Below are 24,489 nucleotides of genomic sequence, written 5' to 3' on the forward strand. Positions count from 1 at the left end.
TCATTGATTCGACGATGTTTTAAAAAACCTATGGGTTTTCGCGTGACCCTGCCTATTACAAAAAGCCCGATACATCGCTCATTGACGACGCACATATCCAAAGGGAAAGGAATAATGGACGTAGCAGGTAATGGCTTCACTTTGTCTCAAAAAAGCAAGCGCGCTACAGGTTTCAAATCGATACCCCTCACGCCCATCGCACTCGGGCTGGCTTTATGGCTAAGCCAGGGGCCGATGGCCATGGCCGATGACGCCAGCCCCTACACCTCTCAAGTGTTGGATGCGGCGTTCAGGAAAGCCGTTGCATCGTTTGGCCCCGACACCGATGTCTACAAGAACCTGCGGTTTGCCTACGCCGATATCGTCGACCTCGCCGCCAAGGACTTTGCCGCCCAATCGGGCAAGTTCGATTCAGCCCTCAAGCAAAACTACGAGCTGCAGCCGGAAAACCTGACCATCGGCGCCATGCTTGGCGATACCAAACGGCCGCTGGACTATGCCTCGCGGCTGGATTACTACCGCAGCCGGCTCTTCAGCAACAACGGCCGCTACACCACTAATATTCTCGACTTCTCCAAAGCCATCATCGCCAACCTGCCGGCTGCCAAGCCCTACACCTACGTAGAGCCGGGCGTCAGCAGCAACCTCAACGGGCAACTCAACGCCGGCCAGTCCTGGGCCGCCGCCACCCGTGACTGGAGCGCCAACGCGCAAACCTGGAAAACCCCCGAAGCCCAGGTCAACTCCGGCCTGGACCGCACCAACGCGTATTACGCCTATGCCTTGGGCATGACCGGCAAGGGCGTGAACGTGGGCGTGCTGGACTCGGGCATCCTCACCGAACACTTCGAGTTCCAGGGCAAAAATGCCCAGGGCCAGGATCGCGTGCAGGCGGTGACGTCCACCGGCGAGTACTACGCCACCCATCCGCGTTACATCCACGACACGCCGGACGGGGAGTTTCAAAAAGGCGAGCATTTCAGTATTTCCGGTGAGTACGACCCGACCATCAACGACGGTCACGGTACGGAAATGTCCGGCGTGCTGGGCGCCAGCCGCAATGGCACCGGCATGCACGGCATCGCGTTTGACGCGAATATTTTTGTCGCCAATACCGGCGGCACCGACGACAACCGCTTCCAAGGCTCCAACGATCTGGACTACAACGCGTTCATGGCCAGCTACAACGCCCTGGCGGCGAAGAACGTGTCGATCGTCAACCAGAGTTGGGGGCAGAACTCGCGTAACGAGGTGGAAAACCACTTCGGCAATGTCGGCGACAGCGCGGCGGACAACGTGCGCGATATGAAGGCGGCCTATCGCCCGTTCTGGGACAAGGCCCACGCCGGGCAGAAAACCTGGATGGACGCCATGGCCGACGCCGCACGGCAAAACACCTTTATCCAGATCATTTCGGCGGGCAACGACAGCCACGGTGCCAACCCGGACACCAACGCCAACCTGCCGTTTTTCAAGCCGGATATCGAAGGCAAATTCCTCTCGATCACCGGCTACGACGAGACCAGCGCCCAGGTCTACAACCGCTGTGGCACCTCGAAGTGGTGGTGTGTGATGGGCGTTTCGGGCATTCCGTCGACCGGGCCTGAAGGCGAAATCATCCCGAATGCCAACGGCACCTCCGCGGCCGCGCCGAGCGTGTCCGGGGCCTTGGCGCTGGTGATTCAGCGCTTCCCCTACATGACCGCCAGCCAGGCTCGGGATGTGTTGCTGACCACCTCCAGCCTGCAAACGCCGGATGGGCCGGACACGCCGGTGGGCACCCTGACCGGTGGCCGCACCTACGACAACCTGCAACCGGTGCACGATGCCGCGCCAGGCACGCCGCAAGTGCCGGGCGTGGTCAGCGGTTGGGGCTTGCCCAACCTGCAAAAAGCCATGCAGGGGCCAGGGCAGTTTCTCGGCTCGGTGGCAGTGGCTTTGCCCTCCGCCACACGCGATATTTGGGTCAACCCGATTTCCGACGAAGCCATTCGCGCCCGCCGTGTAGAGGACGCCACCGAGCAGGCCACCTGGGCGGCCACCCAGCAGCAAAAAGGCTGGCTGAACGGCTTGCCGGCCAATGCTTCGGCGGATGATCAGTTTGAATACGACATCGGCCACGCCCGGGAACAGGCGACGCTGGCACGCGGCAAGGATTTGCTCACCGGCACCACCTACGTCGGCAGCCTGGCCAAGTCCGGCGACGGCGAACTGGTGCTGGAAGGCCAGAACACCTACTCGGGCAGCACTTGGGTGCGCGGCGGCAAGCTGTCGGTAGATGGTTCGCTGACCTCTGCCGTGACCGTGGATGGCAGCGCCGTAGGCACACGCAATGCCGACAACGGCGTGATGACCACGCTGGGCGGCACGCTGGCCGGCAACGGCACGGTGGGTGCGTTGACGGTCAACACCGGTGGCCGCGTGGCACCGGGGCACTCGATCGGCACTCTGCACACCGGCGACGTGACCTTCAACCCGGGCTCGGTGTATGCCGTGGAAGTTGGCCCCAACGGGCAAAGCGACCAGATCCAGAGCAGCGGCGTCGCCACCCTCAACGGCGGTGTAGTGACCGTTTCCCTGGAAAACAGCCCCAACCTGTTGTCCGCCACTGAAGCCCGTAGCTTGCTGGGTCAGCCGTTCAATATCCTCAGCGCCAGCCAGGGCATCAATGGGCAGTTTACGGCGATCACGCCCAACTACCTGTTTATCGGCGCCCAACTGAACTACCAGCCGAATCAACTGAGCCTGGCGGTGGAGCGCAACCAGACGACCTTTGCCAGCATTGCGCAAACCCGCAACGAACGTGCCGTGGCGACGGCCGCCGAGGCGTTAGGCAGCGGCAGCCCGGTGTATGAAAGCCTTCTGGCGTCGGACTCGGCCGTCCAGGCGCGGGAGGCGTTCAAGCAACTCTCGGGGCAATTGCACTCGGACGTGGCGGCGGCGCAAATGGCTGACAGTCGCTACATCCGTGAAGCGGTCAACAGCCGCCTGCAACAGGCACAGGCGCTGGATTCCAGCGCGCAAATCGAGACCCGCGACAACGGTGGTTGGGTGCAGTTACTGGGCGGTCGCAATAACGTCAGTGGTGACAACAACGCCAGCGGTTATTCCTCGTCCACCAGCGGTGTGCTGCTGGGCCTGGACACCGAGGTCGGCGACGGTTGGCGTGTGGGCGCGGCTACCGGTTACACCCAAAGCCACCTCAACGGAGACGCTTGCGCCTCGGCCGATAGCGACAACTATCATCTGTCTGTTTACGGCGGTAAGCGTTTCGACGCGATTGCCTTGCGCCTGGGCGGCGCCACCACTTGGCACCGCATCGACAGCTCGCGGCGCGTGGCTTACGCCAACCAGTCGGACTACGACAAAGCCGACTACAGCGCGCGCACCGATCAAGTGTTTGCCGAGATCGGTTACACCCAGTGGAACCTGTTCGAACCCTTCGCCAACCTCACGTACCTGAACTACCAGAGCGATTCGTTCAAGGAGAAAGGCGGCGCCGCCGCCTTGCATGCCAGCAAGCAAAGCCAGGACGCCACGCTCTCGACCTTGGGCTTGCGCGCGCATACCCAAGTGCCGGTCAGCTCGACCTCGGCGGTCACGTTGCGCGGTGAGCTGGGCTGGGAGCATCAGTTTGGCGACACCGATCGTGACGCTTCGCTGAAGTTCGCCGGTAGCGACACCGCCTTTGCCGTCAACAGCGTGCCCGTGGCGCGTGACGGTGCGGTGATCAAGGCCAGCGCGGAAATGGCCTTGACCAAAGACACGCTGGTGTCCTTGAGCTACAGCGGTTTGCTCTCCAACCGGGGTAACAACAACGGGATCAATGCCGGGTTTACCTTCCGCTTCTAATCCTGGCGCTGTTGTTATAAGTAACGCACTACGCCCCTTTATTCATGGGATAAACAGCCTGCGCAAAATTGACCCACGGGTTTACAATTGCCGCTCCTGATCAGGAGTATCCCTGTGCTGACTCATCTCGATTCCCAAGGTCGCGCCCATATGGTCGACGTCACCGACAAAGCCGTGACGTTCCGCGAAGCCGTGGCCGAAGCGCGGGTGCGCATGCTGCCCGACACCCTGAAAATGATTGTCGACGGCGCCCACCCCAAGGGCGACGTATTTGCCGTGGCCCGTATTGCCGGGATCCAAGCGGCAAAAAAAACCGGTGACCTGATCCCGCTGTGCCACCCGCTGATGCTCACCGGCGTCAAGGTCGAGCTGCGCGCCGATGGTGTGGACGCTGTGCATATCCTCGCGCGCTGCAAACTCAGCGGCCAGACCGGCGTGGAGATGGAAGCCCTCACCGCCGCCAGCGTCGCGGCGCTGACGATCTACGACATGTGCAAGGCCGTGGACCGTGGCATGACCATCGAAAGTATTCGCCTGCTGGAAAAGCTCGGCGGTAAAAGCGGGCATTTCAAGGCGGACCAGGCATGAGCATCAACGTATTGTTTTTTGCGAGCTACGCCGAGGCGGTGGGCTTTGACTCGCTGGAGATGGAAGGTGATTTCGCCACGGTTGATGCGGTGCGCCAGGCGCTGGCGGCAGACCCTGAGTTTGCAGTGCTCAACGAACCCAGCTTGATGTGCGCGCGCAACGAGGAGCTGTGTGGCCTCGATGAACCGGTGCAAGCAGGCGATGAAGTCGCGTTTTTTCCGCCCGTGACCGGAGGATGATCATGGCGATTCGCGTACAGGCCGAGGCATTTGATCCAGGCTTCGAGGTCAACGCGATGCACGCGGCGAATGTTGGCGTGGGCGCGGTGGTGAGTTTTGTCGGCTATGTGCGCGACTTCAATGATGGGCGCGATGTGTCGGGGATGTTCCTTGAGCACTACCCCGGCATGACCGAAAAAGCCCTGGCCAAGATCGCCGTGGAGGCCGAGCAACGCTGGCCGTTGCTCAAGCTGGAAGTGCTGCACCGTATCGGCGCACTTGAGCCGGGCGAGCCGATTGTGTTCGTGGCCGCCGCCAGTGCGCATCGCCAGGCCGCGTTTGATGCCTGCGCATTTGTGATGGACTACCTGAAGACCCGCGCGCCGTTCTGGAAGAAAGAAAACACCCCGGAAGGCCCGCGCTGGGTGGAAGGGCGGGGCAGCGATCACGCGGCGGCGGATCGCTGGAAATAAGCCTGATGCAAAAGCAAATGTGGGCGCTGGCCAGCTCCCACATTTTTTACCGCATGTGAGCCTTGTAGCCTGATGCAAAAGCAAATGTGGGCGCTGGCCAGCTCCCACATTTTTTACCGCATGTGAGCCTTAAGGGCGCTTGCGCTCCACAGCCCGCAGCAAGTGCGTCGGCGGCGTTTCGCAGCTGATCTTGCGGCCCAGCAACGTCTCGATGGACGGTAACTGGTACGAGTCATCTTCACCGGCAAAGCTGATCGACACACCCGCAGCGCCTGCACGGCCGGTACGGCCAATGCGGTGCACGTAGTCGTCCGGCACTTCCGGCAGGGTGAAGTTGATCACGTGGCTGATGCCGTCGATGTGAATCCCGCGCCCGGCCACGTCGGTGGCCACCAGCACGCGAATCTTGCCTTCGCGAAAGCCTTCCAGGGTCTTGATGCGCTTGTGCTGCGGCACATCGCCCGACAGTTGCGCGGCGTTGACGCCATCACGCACCAGGCGTTCTTCGATGCGGCGCACTTCGTCCTTGCGGTTGGCAAACACCATGACGCGCTCCCAACCGTTGTCGTTGATCAGGTTGTAAAGCAGCTTGTACTTGTCGGCACCGGCCACGGCGTAGATGTGCTGTTCGACGTTTTCGCTGGCGACGTTCAGCGCTTCGATCTCGACGATGGACGGGTCGGTGGTCCACTGCTTGGCGAGGTTCATCACGTCTTCGGTAAAGGTCGCGGAGAACAGCAGGGTCTGGCGCTCGTTTTTCGGCGGGGTCTGGCGAATGATCTGGCGTACTTGCGGGATGAAGCCCATGTCGAGCATGCGGTCGGCTTCGTCCAGCACCATCACTTCGACCATGTCCAGGTGCACGTCGCCGCGCTGGTTGAAGTCGAGCAGGCGGCCAGGGGTGGCGACCAGGATGTCGCAGTGACGGGCTTCAAGGTGCTTGAGCTGCTTGTCGAAGTCCATGCCGCCCACGAACGTCATGACGTTGAGGCCGGTGTACTTGGTCAGGTCGGCGGCGTCCTTGGCGATCTGCACCACCAGTTCGCGGGTCGGGGCGATGATCAGTGCGCGCGGCTCACCCATGTAGCGCTCTTTGGGCGGCGGCGTCTGCAGCAACTGGGTGATGATCGAGATCAGGAACGCGGCGGTCTTGCCGGTGCCGGTTTGGGCGCGGCCAATGGCGTCTTTGCCCGCCAGGGTGAAGCCCAGCACTTGCGCCTGGATCGGTGTGCAGTACGGGAAACCCAGGTCCTGGATGGCGTGCATCAGTTCCGGGGCCAGCTTGAAATCGTGGAAGCGGGTTTTACCTTCCAGGGGCTCGACGGCGAAGTCTTCGAGCTTCCATGGCGTCACGGGCGGTTTGGGTGCACGTTCGCGGCGCGGTGCTTTGGGCGCAGGTGCAGGCTCGGCTTCAGCGGCTTTTACCGGTTCAGTCGGTGTCACCGGTGGCTTCTTCGGCGCGGCGACAGGTGCGGTCCGTTCTGGCTGTTGACCGTCGTTGCGGTTGCCGGGCTTGGGGGCAGGAGCACTGGGAACAGGCGCGAGCGGCTCAGCCTCGCTTTTGCCGAACATCTTCTTAAGTGCTTTGAGCACGGTGATCTCATTAATTGGTTAAGGAATGTACGCCGGCCAGTGTAATGCAAGAATCGGGCGCGGCGTAGTGCGTTGGTCATACGGCTACATAATGTATGGATTTCAGCCCAGCCGGGCGCTCAACCAGGTGCCGATATCGCGTATCTCTTCAGGTAACACTTCGTGGCCCATTGGGTATTCCTGCCATGTCACGGTGACACCACGGCTCTTCAAATGCTCGTAGGCGCTGCGGCCCATGGCGTTCTGCACCACGTCATCGTACTGGCCGTGCAGGCACAAGGTCGGAATACGCTGCTGGCTGGCGGAAATTTCCAGCTCGTCACCGAAGGTCGGCGCATAGGTGGAGAGGGCGATAACGCCACCCAGTGGTCCCTGCCATTTCAGGAAGGCGGTGTGGAAGACCACGGCGCCACCTTGGGAAAATCCAGCGAGGAAAATTCGCGAGGCGTCTATTCCGGTCCTCTTCTGCTCTTCGATCAAGTCCGTGAGCATTTTGGCGGACACTTCCAGCTCTTCCAGGCTGATCGAGCGGGCCGGGCTCATGGCCTTGATGTCGTACCAGCTGGGCATCTCGTAACCGCCATTGATGGTCACCGGACGCGTCGGCGCCTGGGGCAATACAAAGCGTGTGGACTGCAAGGTTTCCTGTAGCGCCTCGGCCACCGGCAGGAAGTCGTAGCGATCGGCACCCAGGCCATGCAACCAGATGACGCAGGCGTCTGCGGGCTTGGCGGGCTGAAGAATCAAGGGTTCGGTCATGTCTGCTCCATATATGTGCGTGCGCTCCGATAGGGTGCGTCGGAACGGTGCGCGACAGGTTGATCTGTTAAGAGAATGTCGCAAGGGTGAAAGTTTTTCTATTGACCATGGGCTGAAACGGCTCAGCCATCACTCTGGTACGGGCCTTGCTATGTGTAGGTCGATGTCAGAACTATCCCATGACGGTAACACTATCAGTGACTGCCGCTTGTGGGATAGCCACTGGAATTACCGCGACAACTTCATGCCGCTTGACCCCAAAAAAAGCCAACACGGGTTGATATCGCCTCATAAGGGTGCGCTGAGGTTGGAGCTCCGACACAACAAGAGCAAAACTGGAGGTTTGAATGAAGGTATTGAAATCCACCCTGGCCATTGTGACCGCGGCCGCTGTACTGGGTGTCAGTGGTTTTGCCCAAGCCGGCGCCACCCTGGACGCCGTGCAGAAGAAAGGCTTCGTGCAATGTGGCGTGAGTGACGGCCTGCCGGGTTTCTCGGTGCCGGATGCCAGCGGCAAGATCCTTGGGATCGATGCTGACGTTTGCCGCGCTGTGGCCGCTGCCGTTTTCGGTGATGCGACCAAGGTCAAGTTCAGCCAGTTGAATGCCAAGGAGCGTTTCACCGCGCTTCAATCCGGCGAAGTCGACATCCTGTCGCGTAACACCACCATGACCAGCTCTCGCGATTCGGGCATGGGCCTGAAATTCCCAGGCTTCATTACCTACTACGACGGCATTGGCTTCCTGGTTAACAACAAACTGGGCGTAAAAAGTGCTAAGGAACTGGACGGTGCAACCATCTGCATCCAGGCCGGTACCACCACTGAGTTGAACGTCTCTGACTTCTTCCGCGCCAACAACCTCAAATACACCCCGATCACCTTCGACACCTCTGATGAAAGCGCCAAGTCGCTGGAGTCGGGCCGTTGCGACGTGCTGACCTCCGACAAGTCCCAACTGTTCGCCCAGCGCAGCAAGTTGGCCTCGCCGAAAGACTACGTGGTGCTGCCGGAAACCATTTCCAAAGAACCACTGGGCCCAGTCGTGCGTAACGGCGACGACGAGTGGCTGGCCATCGTGCGCTGGGTTGGCTACGCCATGCTCAACGCTGAAGAAGCCGGTATCACCTCGAAAAACGTTGAAGCTGAAGCCAAGTCCACCAAAAACCCGGACGTTGCGCGTCTGCTCGGTGCTGACGGCGAGTACGGCAAAGACCTGAAAGTGAAAAAAGACTGGGTTGTACAGATCGTCAAGCAAGTCGGTAACTACGGTGAAGTGTTCGAGCGCAACCTGGGCAAGAGCACCCCGCTGGAAATCGACCGTGGCCTGAACGCGCTGTGGAACAACGGCGGCATTCAATACGCACCACCTGTGCGCTGATCGCTGATGGTTCTATCACCCGGTGGGCCAACCGCCGGGTGATGTTCTGTTCCATTATTTCCGGGGCACTTCATGCAAAATCAAATCGGCGCACCAAAGCAGAAGCTCAGCTTCAGCGATCCCAAAGTGCGTGCGTGGCTTTTCCAGATCATCACGATTGTGGCGGTGGTCTCGCTGGGCTGGTACCTCTTCAACAATACGCAAACCAACCTTCAGCACCGGGGCATTACCTCGGGTTTCGACTTTCTTGAACGCAGTGCCGGCTTCGGCATTGCTCAGCACCTGATCGACTACACCGAATCGGACACCTACGCCCGCGTCTTTGTGATCGGCCTGCTCAACACCTTGCTGGTGACCGTGATCGGCGTGGTCCTGGCGACGTTGCTGGGTTTCGTCATCGGTGTGGCGCGTCTGTCGCCGAACTGGATGATCAACAAACTGGCGACGGTGTATGTGGAGGTGTTCCGCAACATTCCGCCGCTGCTGCAGATTCTGTTCTGGTATTTCGCGGTGTTCCTGACCATGCCGGGGCCGCGTGCCAGCCATAATTTCGGTGACACGTTCTTTGTCAGCAGCCGTGGCCTGAACATGCCGGCTGCATTGGCGGCTGACGGCTTCTGGCCGTTTGTGGTCAGTGTGGTCATCGCCATCGTGGCAATCGTGCTGATGACGCGTTGGGCCAACAAGCGCTTTGAAGCGACCGGGGTGCCGTTCCACAAGTTCTGGGCTGGCCTGGCATTGCTCATCGTGATCCCGGCGTTGTGCGCCTTGATGTTCGGCGCGCCGCTGCACTGGGAAATGCCCAAGCTGCAAGGTTTCAACTTTGTCGGCGGCTGGGTATTGATCCCTGAACTGCTGGCGTTGACCCTCGCGCTTACTGTCTATACGGCAGCGTTTATTGCCGAGATCGTGCGTTCGGGCATCAAGTCCGTCAGCCACGGCCAGACCGAAGCCGCGCGCTCCCTGGGCCTGCGCCCTGGGCCGACGCTGCGCAAGGTCATCATCCCGCAGGCCCTGCGGGTGATCATTCCGCCGCTGACCAGCCAATACCTGAACCTGGCGAAAAACTCGTCGTTGGCCGCCGGTATCGGTTACCCGGAAATGGTGTCGCTGTTTGCCGGTACGGTGCTCAACCAGACCGGGCAGGCGATCGAGGTTATTGCCATCACCATGAGCGTGTACCTGGCGATCAGCATCAGCATTTCCCTGCTGATGAATTGGTACAACAAGCGCATTGCGCTGATCGAGCGGTGAGGAAACACACATGAGTTCGCATACGTTCAAACCTGATATGCCACCACCGAGCAAAGTCTTCGGGCCGATCGCATGGATGCGCGCCAACCTGTTTTCCAGCTGGCTCAACACCCTGCTGACGCTGTTGGCGTTTTACCTGATCTACCTGATTGTGCCGCCGATCCTGCACTGGGCCATCCTCGACGCCAACTGGGTCGGGACCACACGCGCTGATTGCACCAAAGAGGGTGCCTGCTGGGTGTTTATCCAACAGCGCTTCGGGCAGTTCATGTACGGCTACTACCCGGGCGATCTGCGCTGGCGCGTGGACCTGACCGTGTGGCTGGCCATCGTCGGCGTGGCGCCGTTGTTCATCTCGCGTTTTCAACGCAAGGCGATCTACGGCCTGAGCTTTCTGGTGCTGTACCCGATCATTGCCTACTTCCTGCTGCACGGCGGCATCTTCGGCCTGACCAACGTGGCCACCAGCCAATGGGGCGGCCTGATGCTGACCCTGGTCATCGCCACGGTCGGCATTGCCGGCGCGTTGCCGTTGGGCATTGTGCTGGCGTTGGGGCGGCGCTCGAACATGCCGGCGATTCGAGTGGTCTGCGTGACCTTCATCGAATTCTGGCGCGGCGTGCCGTTGATCACCGTGCTGTTCATGTCGTCGGTGATGCTGCCGTTGTTCCTGCCCGAAGGCATGGGCATCGACAAACTGCTGCGGGCATTGATCGGCGTGATCCTGTTCCAGTCGGCCTACGTGGCTGAAGTGGTGCGCGGTGGCTTGCAGGCGATTCCCAAGGGGCAGTACGAAGCGGCCGCGGCGATGGGCTTGGGTTACTGGCGCAGCATGGGCCTGGTGATTCTGCCGCAAGCCTTGAAGCTGGTGATCCCGGGCATCGTCAACACGTTTATTGCGCTGTTCAAGGACACCAGCCTTGTGATCATCATCGGCCTGTTCGACCTGCTCAACAGCGTCAAACAAGCCGCCGCCGACCCGAAATGGTTGGGCATGGCCACTGAAGGCTACGTGTTCGCCGCCCTGGTGTTCTGGATTTTCTGTTTTGGTATGTCGCGCTATTCCATTCATTTGGAACACAAGCTCGACACAGGCCACAAGCGTTAGGAGTTGTTGTTATGAGCGAAGCGATCAAACAGCCTGTGAGCCCTGAAGGCATTATCCAGATGCAGGGCGTCAACAAGTGGTACGGCCAGTTCCACGTGTTGAAAGACATCAACCTCAACGTCAAGCAGGGCGAGCGTATCGTGCTGTGCGGCCCGTCGGGTTCGGGCAAGTCCACCACCATCCGCTGCCTCAACCGCTTGGAAGAGCACCAGCAAGGCCGCATCGTGGTCGATGGCGTGGAACTGACCAACGACCTCAAGCAGATCGAAGCGATCCGCCGTGAAGTCGGCATGGTGTTCCAGCACTTCAACTTGTTCCCGCACCTGACCATCCTGCAAAACTGCACGCTGGCGCCGATGTGGGTGCGCAAGATGCCCAAGCGCAAGGCCGAAGAAATCGCCATGCATTACTTGGAGCGTGTGCGCATCCCGGAGCAGGCCCACAAGTTCCCGGGGCAACTGTCCGGCGGCCAGCAACAGCGCGTGGCCATCGCGCGTGCCCTGTGCATGAAGCCGAAAATCATGCTGTTCGACGAACCGACCTCGGCGCTGGACCCGGAAATGGTCAAGGAAGTACTCGACACCATGATCGGCCTGGCCGAAGACGGCATGACCATGTTGTGCGTGACCCACGAAATGGGCTTTGCCCGCACCGTGGCCAACCGCGTGATCTTCATGGACAAGGGCGAAATCGTCGAGCAGGCGGCGCCGAATGACTTCTTCGACAACCCGCAGAATGATCGGACCAAGTTGTTCTTGAGCCAGATTTTGCATTGATCGACGTTTGAAGCGATAAACCCGGCCTGGTGCCGGGTTTATTTTTGCTTGTCTAGGACGCTTTGAGGGCGTCTTGCGTTTCGTTGTTGAGGGTGTAGGTGAAGGCGTTGCGCAGGTCTGCGCCTTCGGCCAGTTCTTTGGCATCGGTGAGCAAGTAGGGGTAACGATCCAGCAGGCGCATCAGCACCATCAACGGCTTGGGCGGTGCTATTTCGCCGCGTTCGTAGCGTGAGAATGCGTTGTGCCCGCCACCGGATAGCAACTCCACGGTTTGTTTTTGCGTGAGGTGCAGTTTGCGGCGGATGCGCTTCAGTTCGGCGCCCATCATCCGTCGTGCGGCGTGGAGCAGATCATCACCTGCCTTGGCATGGCGTTCGCAGCTATCGGGGTCATACATGCCGTCCTCGCACACCTGGCATTCCCAGCCCGACAGATCATCAATGCGCCGCTCCATACCTTTGATGCACAGGGTTTCGCTGCGGCCTTCAAAGCGTGTCATGGCGTCGGGGGCGCCACAGATATAGCAGTGTTGGGTGTTCATGGGTTCATCCCTTTGAAGGAGATCACCGGTGGGTTACTACCGGAGCAGTAAGTGACCTTGATGTAAATCTCCAGACCGTGTGAATGGATGTGGTAGACGTCATGCCAGACGCGGTGATCGGCATAAGTGGTCATCGACTGGTACAACATCCTGTTTTGCAGTTCGAAGACGACCGCTTGCATCTCAGTGAGATCAAGGTCGAGAGCCTCGCCGGTTTTCTTTGCCGCACGTGTGAAAGCCTTGGCACCAAGCCGCCTCACATCTGCCTTGACCACTGCCAGATCGTAATGAGGTGTGTACTTTTCCATAAGACACCTGAGTCCAATAATTACCCTCAGAGGGTAATTTTACCAATCGAAAATTCAGTTCCTTTTGTTGCCTCCGAACCCTAGTGCGTTGCCTTTGTAGGCAAGTCCGAATAGGCTGTAGGAAAATTCATCCTATGATTGGACGAAAGCGAAAAACCCATGACAGACATCGCCCCTCTGATCAAACGCTCCCTCGTTGACCAGGCCCTGGAGCAGTTGCGTCGGCGCATCACCGAAGGCAAGTGGGCCATCGGCGAGCGCCTGCCCACCGAGCCTGAGCTGTCTGCCGAGTTAGGCATCAGCCGCAACACCGTGCGCGAAGCCATGCGTGTGTTGGCGTTCTGCGGCTTGATCGAAATCCGCCAGGGCGACGGCAGTTATTTACGCTCGATGACCGACCCGCTGGGCGCGATGCGCGCATTGTCCCACTGCACCTTGGAGCAGGCGCAGGAGACGCGGCAGATTCTGGAAGTGGAGGCCATCGGGCTCGCGGCACTGCGCCGTACTGAAGACGATCTGAAACATTTACGCCAAGCCTTAAGCGTCAGCGCCGAGCTGTACCACGGTGACCTGGAGGCCTACATCAGCGCAGACCTGGTGTTCCACAAACACTTGGTCGATGCCGCGCACAACCCGGCCTTGAGCGAGCTGTACCAGTATTTCTCCGCCATTGTCGGCGCCCAGTTGCGCCAGACCCTGAATATCTCACCGCGTCGCCAGGCCGTGTTCGACCTGCATATCGCCCTGCTCGACGCCGTGGAGCACCAAGACCCGGAACGCGCCAAATCCCTCTGCCGGCAGTTGATCAATGAACCTTGAAGCCAAACGCACTACCGAACTCAAAACGCTGCTGATCGACGCCGAAGCCGACGACGACGTGGTGCAGCACACCCCGCCGGTGGTCGCGCGGCCATGGCTGTTGCTGTTGGGCCTGATACTGGTGGCGTTGAACCTGCGCCCGGCGCTGTCGAGCCTGTCGCCGCTACTGGCTGACGTCTCGCACAGTCTCGGATTGTCGGCGGCCAAAGCCGGCTTGCTGACCACCTTGCCGGTGTTGTGCCTGGGGCTGTTTGCGCCCATGGCGCCGATCCTGGCCCGGCGTTTTGGCGCCGAGCGGGTGGTGCTGGGGATTCTGCTGACGTTGGCTGCCGGCATTATTCTGCGCAGTTCGTTCGGTGAGGTCGGCCTGTTCGCCGGCAGCCTGATTGCCGGTGCGAGCATCGGCATCATCGGCGTGTTGCTGCCGGGTATCGTCAAGCGTGACTTCGCCAAACAGGCCGGCACCATGACCGGCGTGTACACCATGGCGCTGTGCCTGGGCGCCGCGTTGGCGGCCGGCTCGACGGTGCCGCTGAGCCGGTATTTCGGCGACAGCTGGAGCATCGGCCTGGGCTTCTGGATTCTGCCGGCGCTGGTGGCGGCGCTGTTCTGGTTGCCGCAAGTCGGGCAGAAACACGGCGCGCATCAAGTCGCCTATCGCGTGAAGGGTTTGCTGCGCGACCCGCTGGCCTGGCAGGTGACCTTGTACATGGGCCTGCAATCGTCGCTGGCCTACATCGTGTTCGGCTGGTTGCCGTCGATCCTGATCGGCCGTGGGCTCACGCCGACTCAAGCGGGGCTGGTGCTGTCGGGCTCGGTCATCGTGCAACTGGCCAGTTCCCTCGCCGCGCCGTGGTTGGCTACGCGGGGTAAGGACCAGCGGCTGGCGATCGTGGTGGTGATGCTGCTGACCCTCGGCGGCCTGTTCGGGTGCTTGTATGCACCGCTCGACGGCCTGTGGGGTTGGGCGATCTTGCTGGGCCTGGGCCAGGGCGGCACCTTCAGCCTGGCGCTGACCTTGATCGTGTTGCGCTCGCGGGACGCCCACGTGGCCGCCAACCTGTCGAGCATGGCCCAGGGCATCGGCTACACGCTGGCGTCCCTCGGGCCGCTGGCGGTTGGCCTGGTGCACGATTGGACCGGTGGTTGGTCGGCGGTCGGCTGGATTTTCGCGGTGCTCGGTTTGGGCGCAATCATCGCCGGGCTTGGCGCCGGACGCGCACGGTGTCGGGGTTGAAAGAGGTGGGTACTACAGGTAAACCACTTCCAGCGTGGCGGAGCCGTCCATGAGCGTCTCCACACTCAAGTCCAAGTTCTGCTTGGCGTTGATCACCGCTTCCAGCGTCAAGGTGCTGGTCAGGTTCTGGATAGCCGAAGGCCCGGCGGTGCTGCCGGCCACATCGGTAAAGCCGAGCAAGCTCTTGGAGCCGATATCGATGGGGTTGCTGTTGGACGTGCGCCACGCCAGGCCACCGGTGGTGGATTCGGTGCCGTAGGTCACCGGCAGGGCATCGGCCACTGTCTGTTTGGGATCGAAGCTCACCGAGTACACGCCGAGTTTGTTGCCCGCGCTGTCCAGCCCCAGCCCGTAATAGATCTCGCTGCTGACGTGGGCGCTGCCGTCGCGGTTATCGCGCATGCGCAGGGCGAAACGGCCGGGGGCGTTGCAACTGATAGTCAAGGTCAGCGACTTGAGCGGCAGCCGAGTGCCCGTGGCCTGGTTGAGGTCCTTCTGGGAGATCTTGCCGAAGTCGATCACACCGCCGGCGGACAGCACGGGGGTGCAGGCCATGGGCGTGATCAGGCCGCCGACAGTCAGTTCGGCGGTGGAGGCGGCTTGGGCCGTGGATGCGTTGGTCAACCACGCACAGGCAGTTAACGCCATCAACAACGTTTTCATGGTTAAGCTCCTATAAGTACTTCACGGTCAGCGTCATGGAGCCGTCGATGGGGACTTCTTGCGTCAACGACAGCGTGTTGGCCGGGGCGATGCTGGGCTCGATCGACACCACCGCGGTCAACCGTTGTATCGGCGCCGGTGCTGTCACTGTTTTGTTGGGGGTGAATGCGCTCAGGAAGTGCGGCGACAGGATGGTCGTCGGAGCCCAGCTAGAGGGGCCACTCGAGCCGATGGGGTACATCTGGACGCCGTCGGCCATGATCGAATCGACTTCTAATATCACTGAGCCCAGCCTTTGGGTGCCGTTGATCAACCCCAAGCCGAACTTAAAGCTTTCATCGCCGGCGTAACTGGAGCCAAGGCGGTTGTCCCGTGGCTCCAGGGCCAACAAGGTCGATGCTGCGCAGTTGATCGACAGTTGCAGGCTGTGAGGGGGCAGCTTGGTAGGTTGATCGAGGTTCAGGTCGCTGGCAGCAATCTTGCCCAGGTCATACACGCCACCATTGGACAGGCTCGGTTCGCAGGCGCTAGGGGTTATCAGGCCAGTGACGCTCAGGTCAACGCTGGAGGCCGCCTGTGCCGCCAAGCCGGTGGCCAGGCATGAAAAGGCGGTCAGTAAGATCAGAATCGGTTTCATCGTGTGCCTATAAATAGTGAATTTCGAGAGTGCCCGCACCGTCCAGCCGCACCTCACTGCTCAGATCCAGTGAGCCCAAGGGCGCTATGACCGCTTCCAGGCTCAACGTGGCGTTGAGGTTTTGAATGGCGCTGGGGCCGCCGGTGCTGCCGGATGCAGCGCTAAAACCCAGGTAGCGATTGGCGCCCACGGCAGCGACGCTTGCACTGGCGCTGCTCCAGGGCTGCGTGCCGGTGGCGGAGTCGGTTTGGAATACTCGAGCGAAGTTGTCGGCGGTGATGCGCGCAGGGTCGAACAACAGCCGGTAGCGGCCGATCTTCTGTCGGCGCGCGTCCAGGCCCAGCCCATAAGCGCTTTCATCGGCGCCGCCGGTGGCTGAGCCCAGGCGATTGTCTTGCATGCGCAACGCGAAGGCGGTCGGCCCGTCGCACGTCACACTCAGTGACAAGGGGCGTGGGGCCAGGACGGTGTCCTTGTCCAGATTCAGGTCGCTGACCGACAGCTTTCCCAGCTCCACATGGCCGCCGTTGGACAGCACGGGTGTACACGCCGCCGGGGCAAAGCGCGCTTGCAGGCGCAGTTCCCGCGAGCGCCCGGCAGCGACGGCGTCGAACAACCCGGCGACATCCCAGGTCACGGCATCGCGCACCCGCGCGGCGTCTTCGCGGGCCCAGGCACTGGCGTTGATTTGCATCGACAAGTTGCGCCCGGTCACTGCCACGCCGCCGCGCATCGGCACGAGGCCGTGGTCCGGTTGCCAGTGCAGTTGGGCGCTGACAGCGGAGGGCGGTTGCCCCTGGCCCGCAATCAAACCCAACTCCACCGCCTGGCCGTCCAGCACGGCTTCGCTGACACGCAGGCCGTAGCTGCCGCGCTCGGTAAAGAGAAAGCGCTCCGGCCCCGCGCCCAGCCCGCGATAAAACACGCCCAGGTCGGTGGGCTGCGGGCAGTTCAGCGTCAGGCTGATACGCCGCTCGCCCAGCAAGCGTTCGGGCGCGGGGGCCAACGCCACGGCGCGGTTCATCAGGCCGAAGTCCAGTTGCGCCAGGCTAAGGTTGAGCTGGCATTCTTCGGCGCCCCAGGCACTGGCGCTCAGCAGCACCAGGCTCAGGGGGTAAAACGTGTATTTCAGGCCCATGGTGTGAGTCCTCATGGCTGGTGGCACCGGGCCGGTGCGGTTTCGAAATACACCTCAGGGTCGGCGTCTTCCGGCAGTTCAAAGGTGAGTCGGCAACGTGGCTGCCCCGGTGCCTTGACCCACAGCGGGCGCGGGTCAAGCACGTCGGGCAGGAACACTTGGCTGCCTTCCTGCATCAGGGTGATGAACTCGCCTTCAGTGGTGCTCACGGTTGCGCCGCGTGGCAGCGGCTGGCCGTTATCGGTGGTCACGTTCAACAGCGCACGCCGGGTGAGGGCCACACCGAATTGGACTTTGTCCACGGCACCACGGCCGGCGGCGATCACTGCCAGGCCGTTGTGGATATCGGCGTTGCGCGGCAGCGAACGGGTCTGCACTTCCACCGGGCTGCGCCCATAAGCGCTGACTTGCGGCACCACGGCCTGGCCTTGCCAGTCGGTCCATACCGGGCCGCTTGGGGTGGTGACCTTGATGCCGGCCATTTCGCCCACCGACACCAGTGCAAACGTGTCGCGCACCGGGTACGGCGAGAAGGTCACGCCGTCCCCATGCAACACCACCCCGCCGCGCGCGCCACCTTGGTAGCTGGCTCGTTCGTCGTCGCTGCGGGTGTAGTTGAAGTCCAGCTGGCTGTACCACGGCAGTGCCGACACGCCGACCGACGACTCGACTTCACGGTCACGGCTGTCACGCTCCACGCCCACTCGGTAACTCAGTTGATCGTTGAGTTGCTCGTTCACGCCCACACCCAGGCGGTGCTCGCCGCCGGCGTTGCGTGCCCACGCGCGACCACGGCGGGTTTCACCCAGCGGCACGCTGATGTTCAGGTAAATGCTGTCGTCGTTCTGCTGGCGGCCGCCTACCTGCCATTCGGCGCTGGCCGACACCGATACCCGGCCAAAACTGGTGCCCCAGGACGCCAGCGCGCGGCTGCTGCTTTCACCGTTGTAAGACGCCGTGCGTGAGACCCCGGCGCTGAACGCACCCAAGGCCGGATGCGCCCACGACGCAGTAGCGCTCTGCTGGTCGCGGTAGCGCGAGCGCTGTTGATCGTCGCTATTGCCGACGTAGGTTGAATCCTCAAGGTCGCGGTAACCCTGGGAACGCCAGGAAGCTGCGGTGCTCACCGACCAGCTGTCATTCAAGCGCTGCGACCAGGACACATCGCTTTGCACCCCGCGCTCTGTGCCCTCGCGCTTGGGGCTGGCTTGGGCTGCCTGTGCGGAGAACTGCAGTTGGCTGTCCTGCCAGGGCAACCAGCCAAGGCTTGCGCCTGCTGAGCGATAGGCGTCCGCCACCAGCCCGCCTGCGCTGAGGCTCAGTTGCGGGTGCAGCGGGCCGCTCCAGCCCGCGCTGACCACCCAGGGCTCGCGGCCATCGCTGTCGCCGATCTGACGCACACGCCCGGCCGCCACCGAATAGCCCGGCGCCGGCAGGCCCAGCCCGAGCATAGCGGCGGGCACGGTAAAGCGGCGTTCTTCGCCGGTGGTTTCCTTGACCGTGACTTCCACGTCGGAACGGCTGTTCAAGCGGCGCACATCGGGCAGGGCAAACGGCCCGGCGGGTACCACGGTGGAGTGGATCAACGCGCCGTTCTGACGGATTTCCACCTGGGCCGGGCTGTTGGCGATACCGGTGATAGTCGCGCCCTGGTTCTGGTCTTGCAGCGCAGTTTCGGTCAGCACTTGGGCGCCGGTAATCTGCGTGCCGGCCAGCACCGGGTTGTAGAGGCTGATTTGCCCGGCCTGCAACACTGCCTGCTGCTCGGCGAAGGTGCGCTGGGCGTAGGCATCCAAGTGGGTGGTGCGCGAGCGGCGGTCCTGCCAGGTTTTCACCTGGCGGCTGCGCACGATCCAGTCGCCGGCGTTGAAGCCGACTTCGGTGTTGGCTGAGCCGAAGCGGCTGGTGGTGTCGCCGAACTCGTTGTAGAGGCCGGTCAAGTCGTAGTTGAGCAGCAAGGCCTGGCCACCGGTCTGGTAGCCGGAGATGTCTTGCTGGGCAGGGCGCAGGGCGTCGGTTGACACCACCAGGGCCAGGCTCAGGGCGGCGGGGTCTTGCTCGATCACGGTTTGCGGGTAGCGTTCGATAAACCGCTGGCAGGTGGGCACCCCGTTCTCATCGGGCACTGTCAGGTTGCCCGCATCCAGCAGGGCGCGGTTGAAACAGAGGCTGCCCTGGCGGTCGAACTCCACATCCACTCGGCCGCGACGCAGGCCGTTGACACTCAAATTGACGGCATGCCGGCCTGCCGTGAAACGCGGGGCTTGCAGCAGCAGGTTGGCCAGTTCCGGGTCGATGCCGCGCCGGGACAAGGTCTGGGGGTCGAAGGAACCGGCGATCAGCGCGTCACCCGCCAGCACTGCTTCGCACGGCAGTGCGCCGCCCAGGGTCAGTGCCAGCCCGGTGAGTAGGGTGCGTGCGCGGTGCGGTGAAACGCCAGGCACGGCGCTGCCGTCGCGGTCAGTTATTACTGTGCTCACAAGGTCGTACTCAAGTGTTGGGTGGCTTTGGCAAGCATTTTTAAGGGTGAGGGGTGCTTCGTAAGGTGCCACGGCAAAGCCATACACCGTGGCCGGCTGCAGTTGCACGCGGTTTGCGCCGGTGCCGCTGGCTGTTACGTTCAGGGTTTCACCCGGCAGCACATAGGTGCGCGGCAGCAGGGCCGAGCCGCTGCCGGGCAGCAGTCGCAGTTCCTGGGCCAGGCGCACCACGTAAGGGCTCGGGTTGTGCACGCTCAATTGGTCACGGTTCAGGCGCCACTCCAACCCGGTCCAGGGCGTGCGGTTGGGGGCCAGGCCCTTGGGATGCACAATCACCGGCAGGTTCTGGCGCACCGTCACACCGACTTGGGCGTGGCCGGCCTGGGCCGCCGAACGACCTTGTGGCATGCCTTCGAAGATCACCCGTTTCAAGCGTTGGGTGGCCAAGGGCTCGGGCGATTGCAGGATGAAGCGGATGAGCTGGCTCTTGCCCGGTTCGACCCGGGCCAGGGGCGGGGTGACAAACAGCAGCGTCGCCTTGTCTTCGGGAATGTCTTCAAGGGTGACGTGCAGCAGGGCCAGCTTATCGTCGGTGTTGGTCACGGTCACCGACGCTTCGCCATCGGCCTCGTTAACGATCACCACCGAGGTGTCGGGCACCATGCCGTCGGCCAGCGCCAAGGCAGGGCCGCCGATTGCCAGCGTGAGCGCAGCGAAGTAAAGACCGCTCACGCGAGCGAAGATGAAGGCGCGGGTGAAAAAGGGTAGGGCAGGCATGGCTACAAGTACCTCAGGTCAAGCACGATGGAACCGTCCAACGGCACTTCCTGTTTGAGAGTCAAATAGGCGGCGGCATTGATGGACGTGTTGATTTGCAGGCTGGCGTTCACCAGGCGGTGGGGTTCGGGCACCAGCGTGCCCGGGCGGGCGAACCCCATGTAGATGTTCGGGAAGGCATTGGATTCTGGAAACCAGGTCTCCCCTTTGTTGCTGGAGGCCAGCACGAGTAGGCGCTCGCCGTCGCCCATGGCCTCGCGAAATCCCAGGGAAACCGTGCCCAGCCGCTCGGAAGGCACATGGATATTGGTACCCAGGCCGTAATAAAAGCCCGGCCCCAGCGAGGAGTCGGCGCGATTGTCCACACCCACCAATACGTACAGCACCGGCTCGTTGCAGCTCACACTCAGGTCCAGCGTTTGAGTGGGCAAGGGGCTGAATTCGTGCTGGTTGAGGTTGCGTGCCGGCAGCTTGCCGTGGTCGACGATGCCATTGGCAGACAACGTGGGGATGCAGGCGCTGGGTGTGATCAGACCGGTAACGTTGAGCTCAATGCTGGACGACGCCAGCACCAGCGAGCTGGCACCGAGCAGGCAAAACGTGGCGATAAAGCGTGAATAAATATGCTTCATGGGATGGGGGCCGGCTGCCTGATTCATCGTGTGTGTACAGGGCAAGGGCAGACGTTTTAAGGCCTGCCTTTGCTCGACTCGGATGCCGTTACAAGTAGCGCACGGTGAGGGTCACCGAACCGTCGATGGCGACTTCGTTGGTGAGGGTCAGCTCACTGGTTTTGGCGATCTGGGGCTGAACGTACAAGTCCGCGGCCCACAGTTGGACTGGGATCGGCGAATTGACGCCGGCCACGGCGGGTGCGAGGAGGTTGTCGCGCATCAGGTTGCGCTCGGAGCTCCAAGTGACGCCACCGTCGTAGGAACCGACGCTGTTGATCGGCACGCCATCGGCGACCGAATTCAACAGCTGCAGGGTCATGTTGCCGAGTTTTTCCGTGCCGTTGATGAGGCCCAGGCCAAACTCCATCAAATCGTTGTTGCTGTCAGACCCTTCGCGGTTGTCCTTGGCCTCCATGGCCATCAGGGTGGCGGCGTCACAGGTGACGGTGAATTGCAGGATGTTTAGGGGCAGAGCGGTCTGTTTGTCGGCGTTCAAATCCTTGGCCGAAATTTTGCCGTAGTCCACCGCGCCCCCGTTGGACAGCGCCGGGACGCAGGCACTTGGGGTAATCAGACCTTTGACCGTCAGGTCGACGCTGGAGGCGGCAAAGGCAGTTCCAGCAGCCGCGAGCATCAGGCCGCCGAGCAGGGTATTGAGGGACTTGCTCATGGTGTTGCTCCTAAATGAGGAACTGAGGAGAAGCTCAATTACCAGTACTTGAGTTGCAGCGTGGCCTGGCCGTCGATGGGCACTTCATCGAGCAGGGTCAGGTCGCGGGACGGCACGATGACGGTGAAGGCGCGCAGCCGCGCCCTGAGGTCTTTAATGGCGATGGGCGTGTTCGGGCCGCCCGTTGCCGCGAACGAGGTCAGTGCTTCGTGCCCCAAGTAGGGCGATATGTTGAGCCACGCCGTGGGGACACTCGCTGCTGGTGGAACGGGGTCAACGGTTGCTAGGCGGCTGTTCACTTTTTAAGAGTTGCCGGGGGCGGCGCACCGTCCCCGGCAAGAGTGGGCGGTAATCTAGCGAGGGGGGGTATGGGGGACATACAACTATTACGACAATGACGCTGAGGAGGGAAAACAGCCTGTTCCGTGTCAGAATAGTTAACGGCTTAATGTAGGCAAAAGATCAGTTTCGTAGTTGTTGTATCGCCAAGCTGGCATTCGAAAGGCTAGCTTCGCTGCGCGATGACAGTCACTTGAGTGCTTTTGAGACGCCACAGCGTGCTCAGCCTTCAACTGTCGCGTCAGCGCTCCTCATCCAGTTCCAGGCTTATCGCTGAACCACGGGCGCTGCACCACCGACAACAACTACGAGGTGAGCGAGAGTGCTTTCGAGCGATGTCTCTTCGCAGCAGGGTCCATCGCGTTTCGTCCCCCCAGAACACTGGCGACACCTGGTGGTATTGGTGGCGGAGGATCATTCGGCCTATCGGCTGCTGCTGGGCTGGTTCATGCAAAAGCTCGGGCTGGGTCACGAGGTGGTCGGTGATGGCTGTGAAGGTTTGGCTTGCATCACCCGCAGACGCTTCGACCTGGTGATCAGCGACTGCCATATGCCGCGCATGGATGGTTATGCCCTGGCCCGTGCAATACGCCTTCACGAGCTGGAAAACGGCCAGCGACGGGTACCGATTATCGCGCTCACCGCCAACCTGCTGCCTGATGACCCCCAGCGCTGCCGCGATGCCGGAATGGATGCCTGGCTGCTCAAACCACTCACGTTTGCACAGCTGTGCGAGGTGCTTGCGCGGTGGCTGCCTGGCCCTCCGTGCGAAATGTCGGCACCGGAGTCTGAGGCCGCCATGGGCTGGCCAACTCGCGCGGGCATGGTCCAAACCTTTGGCAGCGAACAGGTGGTGGACCAGATGCTCGCCAGCCTGTTGTACGAAGCCCGCAACGACTGTGCGGACCTTGCGCATGCGCGCATCACCTCGAACACCCAAGTCGTGTTGGATCGGCTGCACCGTCTGTTGGGCGGCTTGGCGTTCTTAGGCTGCGATGATCTGGAGGTGCGGGGCAGTGTGCTGATTGAGCAGGTCCGCACCGATGGCGTGGCGGTGCACCTGTTGAGCCTGGAGGTGTTTGAGCGCGACCTCGAACGCTATTTCGCGTACGTCAGTGCGCTATGACGTACTTTTTGTAGGAATTCATTCCTTCTGTTGTGGCTTTTGTATGTGGGCGCTTTCTTTTTATTTTGTAGGTTTATAGGTAGTCGCTACAGGGCATTGGGCGCGGCTGAAAAGTGCGTGCGACCGGCGGTTGTTGAAGATCGCCGGCGGGGGTATTTTGCCCGGATTCAAGTTGCCATCATCCGTGAGTATCTATGCTTCGAGTAATCATTGCCGACGATCACCCCATTGTCCGCATCGGGCAACGGGTGGTGATTGAAGTGAGCGGCCAGTGCAAAGTCGTCGGTGAAGCCAGCGGCCCTGATGAATTGCTGGTACTGCTGAGCACCACACCCTGTGACTTGCTGGTGACCGATTTCGCCATGCCCGGCGGGCTTCAAGCCGACGGCTATGTGTTGCTGAGCCTGCTACGGCGCCAGTACCCGACGCTGCCGGTGATTCTGGTCACCATGTTCGCCAACGTCGCCACCTTGCGTGCCTCTTTCGCCCATGGCGCGCGGGCCATCGTCGCTAAAAAAGCCTCGGCCAAGGAGCTGCCCTTGGCAATCAAGGCGGTTGCCAAAGGCCAGACCTACGCCAGTGAGTGCTTGCGCGAGCAGTTGATCGAGGCCGGTACGGGGGATCAATCGCAAACGCCGCAGTTGTCCAGCAAGGAGCGCGAGGTGGTGCGCATGCTCGCCAGCGGCATGACCGTCAGCCAGATTGCGGCGCGGGTCAACCGCAGCATTTCCACGATCAGCAAGCAGAAAAGCACGGCCATGCACCGGCTGTGTATCTCGACGGATGTGGACTTGTTCGCCTATGCGCGTGCCGCTGGGATGGTGCCGTAGAACGTTGCAGATAGATCACGACCGTTAACTAACCGCGCGCGCCGGTGGGATTCGTATTACGTGTATTCAGCGTGAACAAACCATCCTTTAACTTGACGCCGTTGCCCTGCCAGTCGTGTGGGCGGCATCCATTCCTAGTCTATTAGATGAGTCGAACTTTCAGGTTGGCGACGCGCCTTTTTGTGCCTGTTCAACCTGTGAATAATCGACCGAAAGTGAGCAGTGAATGCAAGCGTCTCGTGTACTTATT

22 protein-coding genes and 2 pseudogenes are annotated in these 24,489 nt (G+C 61.5%); 12 read left to right on the forward strand and 12 right to left on the reverse strand.

Annotated features, from left to right (window positions below; translation table 11 throughout):
• Positions 1 to 114: 114 nt before the first annotated feature.
• The 4 genes from GJU48_RS04775 (at position 115) to moaE (ending at position 5,131) form a co-directional block, all read left to right on the forward strand.
• The gene (locus GJU48_RS04775; protein WP_094952166.1) at positions 115 to 3,852 is read left to right on the forward strand and encodes an autotransporter domain-containing protein; all 3,738 of its coding nucleotides are present in this window, start codon (positions 115 to 117) and stop codon (positions 3,850 to 3,852) included.
• A gap of 114 nt (positions 3,853 to 3,966) precedes the next feature.
• On the forward strand, positions 3,967 to 4,440 hold the full coding sequence (gene moaC, locus GJU48_RS04780; protein WP_094951928.1) for a cyclic pyranopterin monophosphate synthase MoaC: 474 nt from the start codon (positions 3,967 to 3,969) through the stop codon (positions 4,438 to 4,440).
• A complete protein-coding gene (moaD, locus tag GJU48_RS04785) occupies positions 4,437 to 4,679 on the forward strand; it encodes a molybdopterin converting factor subunit 1 (protein ID WP_094951927.1) in 243 nt (80 codons plus the stop codon). The genes moaC and moaD overlap by 4 nt, the downstream gene beginning before the upstream one ends.
• A 2-nt stretch (positions 4,680 to 4,681) precedes the next feature.
• The gene (moaE, locus tag GJU48_RS04790; protein WP_094951926.1) at positions 4,682 to 5,131 is read left to right on the forward strand and encodes a molybdopterin synthase catalytic subunit MoaE; all 450 of its coding nucleotides are present in this window, start codon (positions 4,682 to 4,684) and stop codon (positions 5,129 to 5,131) included.
• Between the two features lie 129 nt (positions 5,132 to 5,260).
• On the opposite strand, the gene rhlB is transcribed toward moaE, so the two are convergent.
• Positions 5,261 to 6,730 carry an ATP-dependent RNA helicase RhlB gene (rhlB, locus tag GJU48_RS04795; protein ID WP_094951925.1) on the reverse strand — a complete coding sequence of 490 codons (1,470 nt, stop codon included), beginning with the start codon at positions 6,728 to 6,730 and terminating at the stop codon, positions 5,261 to 5,263.
• A gap of 96 nt (positions 6,731 to 6,826) precedes the next feature.
• A complete protein-coding gene (locus tag GJU48_RS04800) occupies positions 6,827 to 7,483 on the reverse strand; it encodes an alpha/beta hydrolase (RefSeq protein ID WP_094951924.1) in 657 nt (218 codons plus the stop codon).
• Positions 7,484 to 7,830: 347 nt separating this feature from the next.
• Between GJU48_RS04800 and GJU48_RS04805 the strand changes: the two genes are divergently transcribed.
• From GJU48_RS04805 to GJU48_RS04820, 4 genes are all read left to right on the forward strand, one after another.
• Complete coding sequence (locus GJU48_RS04805; RefSeq protein ID WP_094951923.1) at positions 7,831 to 8,862, forward strand: amino acid ABC transporter substrate-binding protein; 1,032 nt, start codon at positions 7,831 to 7,833, stop codon at positions 8,860 to 8,862.
• Between the two features lie 72 nt (positions 8,863 to 8,934).
• On the forward strand, positions 8,935 to 10,116 hold the full coding sequence (locus tag GJU48_RS04810; RefSeq protein WP_094951922.1) for an amino acid ABC transporter permease: 1,182 nt from the start codon (positions 8,935 to 8,937) through the stop codon (positions 10,114 to 10,116).
• Between the two features lie 10 nt (positions 10,117 to 10,126).
• Positions 10,127 to 11,224 carry an amino acid ABC transporter permease gene (locus GJU48_RS04815; protein WP_094951921.1) on the forward strand — a complete coding sequence of 366 codons (1,098 nt, stop codon included), beginning with the start codon at positions 10,127 to 10,129 and terminating at the stop codon, positions 11,222 to 11,224.
• A gap of 11 nt (positions 11,225 to 11,235) precedes the next feature.
• Positions 11,236 to 12,000: an amino acid ABC transporter ATP-binding protein gene (locus GJU48_RS04820; RefSeq protein ID WP_003171943.1), complete on the forward strand. Its 765-nt coding sequence runs from the start codon at positions 11,236 to 11,238 to the stop codon at positions 11,998 to 12,000.
• Positions 12,001 to 12,052: 52 nt separating this feature from the next.
• Here GJU48_RS04820 and GJU48_RS04825 read toward each other — a convergent pair whose 3' ends face one another.
• Complete coding sequence (locus GJU48_RS04825; protein WP_094951920.1) at positions 12,053 to 12,541, reverse strand: type II toxin-antitoxin system MqsA family antitoxin; 489 nt, start codon at positions 12,539 to 12,541, stop codon at positions 12,053 to 12,055.
• Positions 12,538 to 12,849 carry a type II toxin-antitoxin system MqsR family toxin gene (locus GJU48_RS04830; RefSeq protein ID WP_094951919.1) on the reverse strand — a complete coding sequence of 104 codons (312 nt, stop codon included), beginning with the start codon at positions 12,847 to 12,849 and terminating at the stop codon, positions 12,538 to 12,540. The genes GJU48_RS04825 and GJU48_RS04830 overlap by 4 nt, the downstream gene beginning before the upstream one ends.
• 159 nt (positions 12,850 to 13,008) lie before the next feature.
• Here GJU48_RS04830 and GJU48_RS04835 point away from each other — a divergent pair, with 159 nt between their 5' ends.
• Complete coding sequence (locus GJU48_RS04835) at positions 13,009 to 13,668, forward strand: FadR/GntR family transcriptional regulator (RefSeq protein ID WP_094951930.1); 660 nt, start codon at positions 13,009 to 13,011, stop codon at positions 13,666 to 13,668.
• Positions 13,658 to 14,905 carry a CynX/NimT family MFS transporter gene (locus tag GJU48_RS04840; protein WP_155295935.1) on the forward strand — a complete coding sequence of 416 codons (1,248 nt, stop codon included), beginning with the start codon at positions 13,658 to 13,660 and terminating at the stop codon, positions 14,903 to 14,905. The genes GJU48_RS04835 and GJU48_RS04840 overlap by 11 nt, the downstream gene beginning before the upstream one ends.
• Before the next feature lie 12 nt (positions 14,906 to 14,917).
• On the opposite strand, the gene GJU48_RS04845 is transcribed toward GJU48_RS04840, so the two are convergent.
• From GJU48_RS04845 to GJU48_RS04875, 8 genes and pseudogenes are all read right to left on the reverse strand, one after another.
• Entirely contained in the window at positions 14,918 to 15,568 is a 651-nt protein-coding gene (locus GJU48_RS04845; RefSeq protein WP_094951916.1) for a DUF1120 domain-containing protein, read from the reverse strand.
• Between the two features lie 10 nt (positions 15,569 to 15,578).
• On the reverse strand, positions 15,579 to 16,205 hold the full coding sequence (locus GJU48_RS04850; RefSeq protein WP_094951915.1) for a DUF1120 domain-containing protein: 627 nt from the start codon (positions 16,203 to 16,205) through the stop codon (positions 15,579 to 15,581).
• A gap of 7 nt (positions 16,206 to 16,212) precedes the next feature.
• Positions 16,213 to 17,343 (reverse strand): DUF1120 domain-containing protein, encoded by a 1,131-nt coding sequence (locus GJU48_RS04855; RefSeq protein WP_094951914.1) that lies wholly within the window; start codon positions 17,341 to 17,343, stop codon positions 16,213 to 16,215.
• Positions 17,344 to 17,354: 11 nt separating this feature from the next.
• Positions 17,355 to 19,823: a fimbria/pilus outer membrane usher protein gene (locus tag GJU48_RS04860; protein ID WP_094951913.1), complete on the reverse strand. Its 2,469-nt coding sequence runs from the start codon at positions 19,821 to 19,823 to the stop codon at positions 17,355 to 17,357.
• A gap of 42 nt (positions 19,824 to 19,865) precedes the next feature.
• Positions 19,866 to 20,600, reverse strand: a pseudogene (locus tag GJU48_RS24985) (fimbria/pilus chaperone family protein); the annotation flags it as partial.
• A 2-nt stretch (positions 20,601 to 20,602) separates the two neighbouring features.
• A complete protein-coding gene (locus tag GJU48_RS04865; RefSeq protein ID WP_094951911.1) occupies positions 20,603 to 21,232 on the reverse strand; it encodes a DUF1120 domain-containing protein in 630 nt (209 codons plus the stop codon).
• A gap of 88 nt (positions 21,233 to 21,320) precedes the next feature.
• Positions 21,321 to 21,944 carry a DUF1120 domain-containing protein gene (locus GJU48_RS04870; RefSeq protein WP_094951910.1) on the reverse strand — a complete coding sequence of 208 codons (624 nt, stop codon included), beginning with the start codon at positions 21,942 to 21,944 and terminating at the stop codon, positions 21,321 to 21,323.
• Positions 21,945 to 21,982: 38 nt separating this feature from the next.
• A pseudogene (locus GJU48_RS04875) lies at positions 21,983 to 22,171 on the reverse strand (DUF1120 domain-containing protein); the annotation flags it as partial.
• 434 nt (positions 22,172 to 22,605) lie between these two features.
• On the opposite strand from GJU48_RS04875, the gene GJU48_RS04880 reads away from it, so the two are divergent.
• Positions 22,606 to 23,409, forward strand: a complete 804-nt coding sequence (locus tag GJU48_RS04880; protein ID WP_094951905.1) for a response regulator — start codon at positions 22,606 to 22,608, stop codon at positions 23,407 to 23,409.
• Positions 23,410 to 23,603: 194 nt separating this feature from the next.
• Positions 23,604 to 24,239, forward strand: coding sequence for a response regulator transcription factor (locus tag GJU48_RS04885; RefSeq protein WP_094951904.1), 636 nt, complete (start codon positions 23,604 to 23,606; stop codon positions 24,237 to 24,239).
• Positions 24,240 to 24,489 lie beyond the last annotated feature (250 nt).

It is taken from the genome of Pseudomonas sp. IB20, from assembly GCF_009707325.1.
GTDB lineage: Bacteria > Pseudomonadota > Gammaproteobacteria > Pseudomonadales > Pseudomonadaceae > Aquipseudomonas.

Bases quoted from the DNA above. Each gene is read 5' to 3' on its own strand.
- GJU48_RS04775 (WP_094952166.1), top strand. From the start codon at position 115: ATGGACGTAGCAGGTAATGGCTTCACTTTGTCTCAAAAAAGCAAGCGC.
- moaD (WP_094951927.1), top strand. From the start codon at position 4,437: ATGAGCATCAACGTATTGTTTTTTGCGAGCTACGCCGAGGCGGTGGGC.
- moaE (WP_094951926.1), top strand. From the start codon at position 4,682: ATGGCGATTCGCGTACAGGCCGAGGCATTTGATCCAGGCTTCGAGGTC.
- GJU48_RS04800 (WP_094951924.1), bottom strand. From the start codon at position 7,483: ATGACCGAACCCTTGATTCTTCAGCCCGCCAAGCCCGCAGACGCCTGC.
- GJU48_RS04805 (WP_094951923.1), top strand. From the start codon at position 7,831: ATGAAGGTATTGAAATCCACCCTGGCCATTGTGACCGCGGCCGCTGTA.
- GJU48_RS04810 (WP_094951922.1), top strand. From the start codon at position 8,935: ATGCAAAATCAAATCGGCGCACCAAAGCAGAAGCTCAGCTTCAGCGAT.
- GJU48_RS04815 (WP_094951921.1), top strand. From the start codon at position 10,127: ATGAGTTCGCATACGTTCAAACCTGATATGCCACCACCGAGCAAAGTC.
- GJU48_RS04820 (WP_003171943.1), top strand. From the start codon at position 11,236: ATGAGCGAAGCGATCAAACAGCCTGTGAGCCCTGAAGGCATTATCCAG.
- GJU48_RS04825 (WP_094951920.1), bottom strand. From the start codon at position 12,541: ATGAACACCCAACACTGCTATATCTGTGGCGCCCCCGACGCCATGACA.
- GJU48_RS04830 (WP_094951919.1), bottom strand. From the start codon at position 12,849: ATGGAAAAGTACACACCTCATTACGATCTGGCAGTGGTCAAGGCAGAT.
- GJU48_RS04835 (WP_094951930.1), top strand. From the start codon at position 13,009: ATGACAGACATCGCCCCTCTGATCAAACGCTCCCTCGTTGACCAGGCC.
- GJU48_RS04840 (WP_155295935.1), top strand. From the start codon at position 13,658: ATGAACCTTGAAGCCAAACGCACTACCGAACTCAAAACGCTGCTGATC.
- GJU48_RS04845 (WP_094951916.1), bottom strand. From the start codon at position 15,568: ATGAAAACGTTGTTGATGGCGTTAACTGCCTGTGCGTGGTTGACCAAC.
- GJU48_RS04850 (WP_094951915.1), bottom strand. From the start codon at position 16,205: ATGAAACCGATTCTGATCTTACTGACCGCCTTTTCATGCCTGGCCACC.
- GJU48_RS04855 (WP_094951914.1), bottom strand. From the start codon at position 17,343: ATGGGCCTGAAATACACGTTTTACCCCCTGAGCCTGGTGCTGCTGAGC.
- GJU48_RS04865 (WP_094951911.1), bottom strand. From the start codon at position 21,232: ATGAAGCATATTTATTCACGCTTTATCGCCACGTTTTGCCTGCTCGGT.
- GJU48_RS04870 (WP_094951910.1), bottom strand. From the start codon at position 21,944: ATGAGCAAGTCCCTCAATACCCTGCTCGGCGGCCTGATGCTCGCGGCT.
- GJU48_RS04885 (WP_094951904.1), top strand. From the start codon at position 23,604: ATGCTTCGAGTAATCATTGCCGACGATCACCCCATTGTCCGCATCGGG.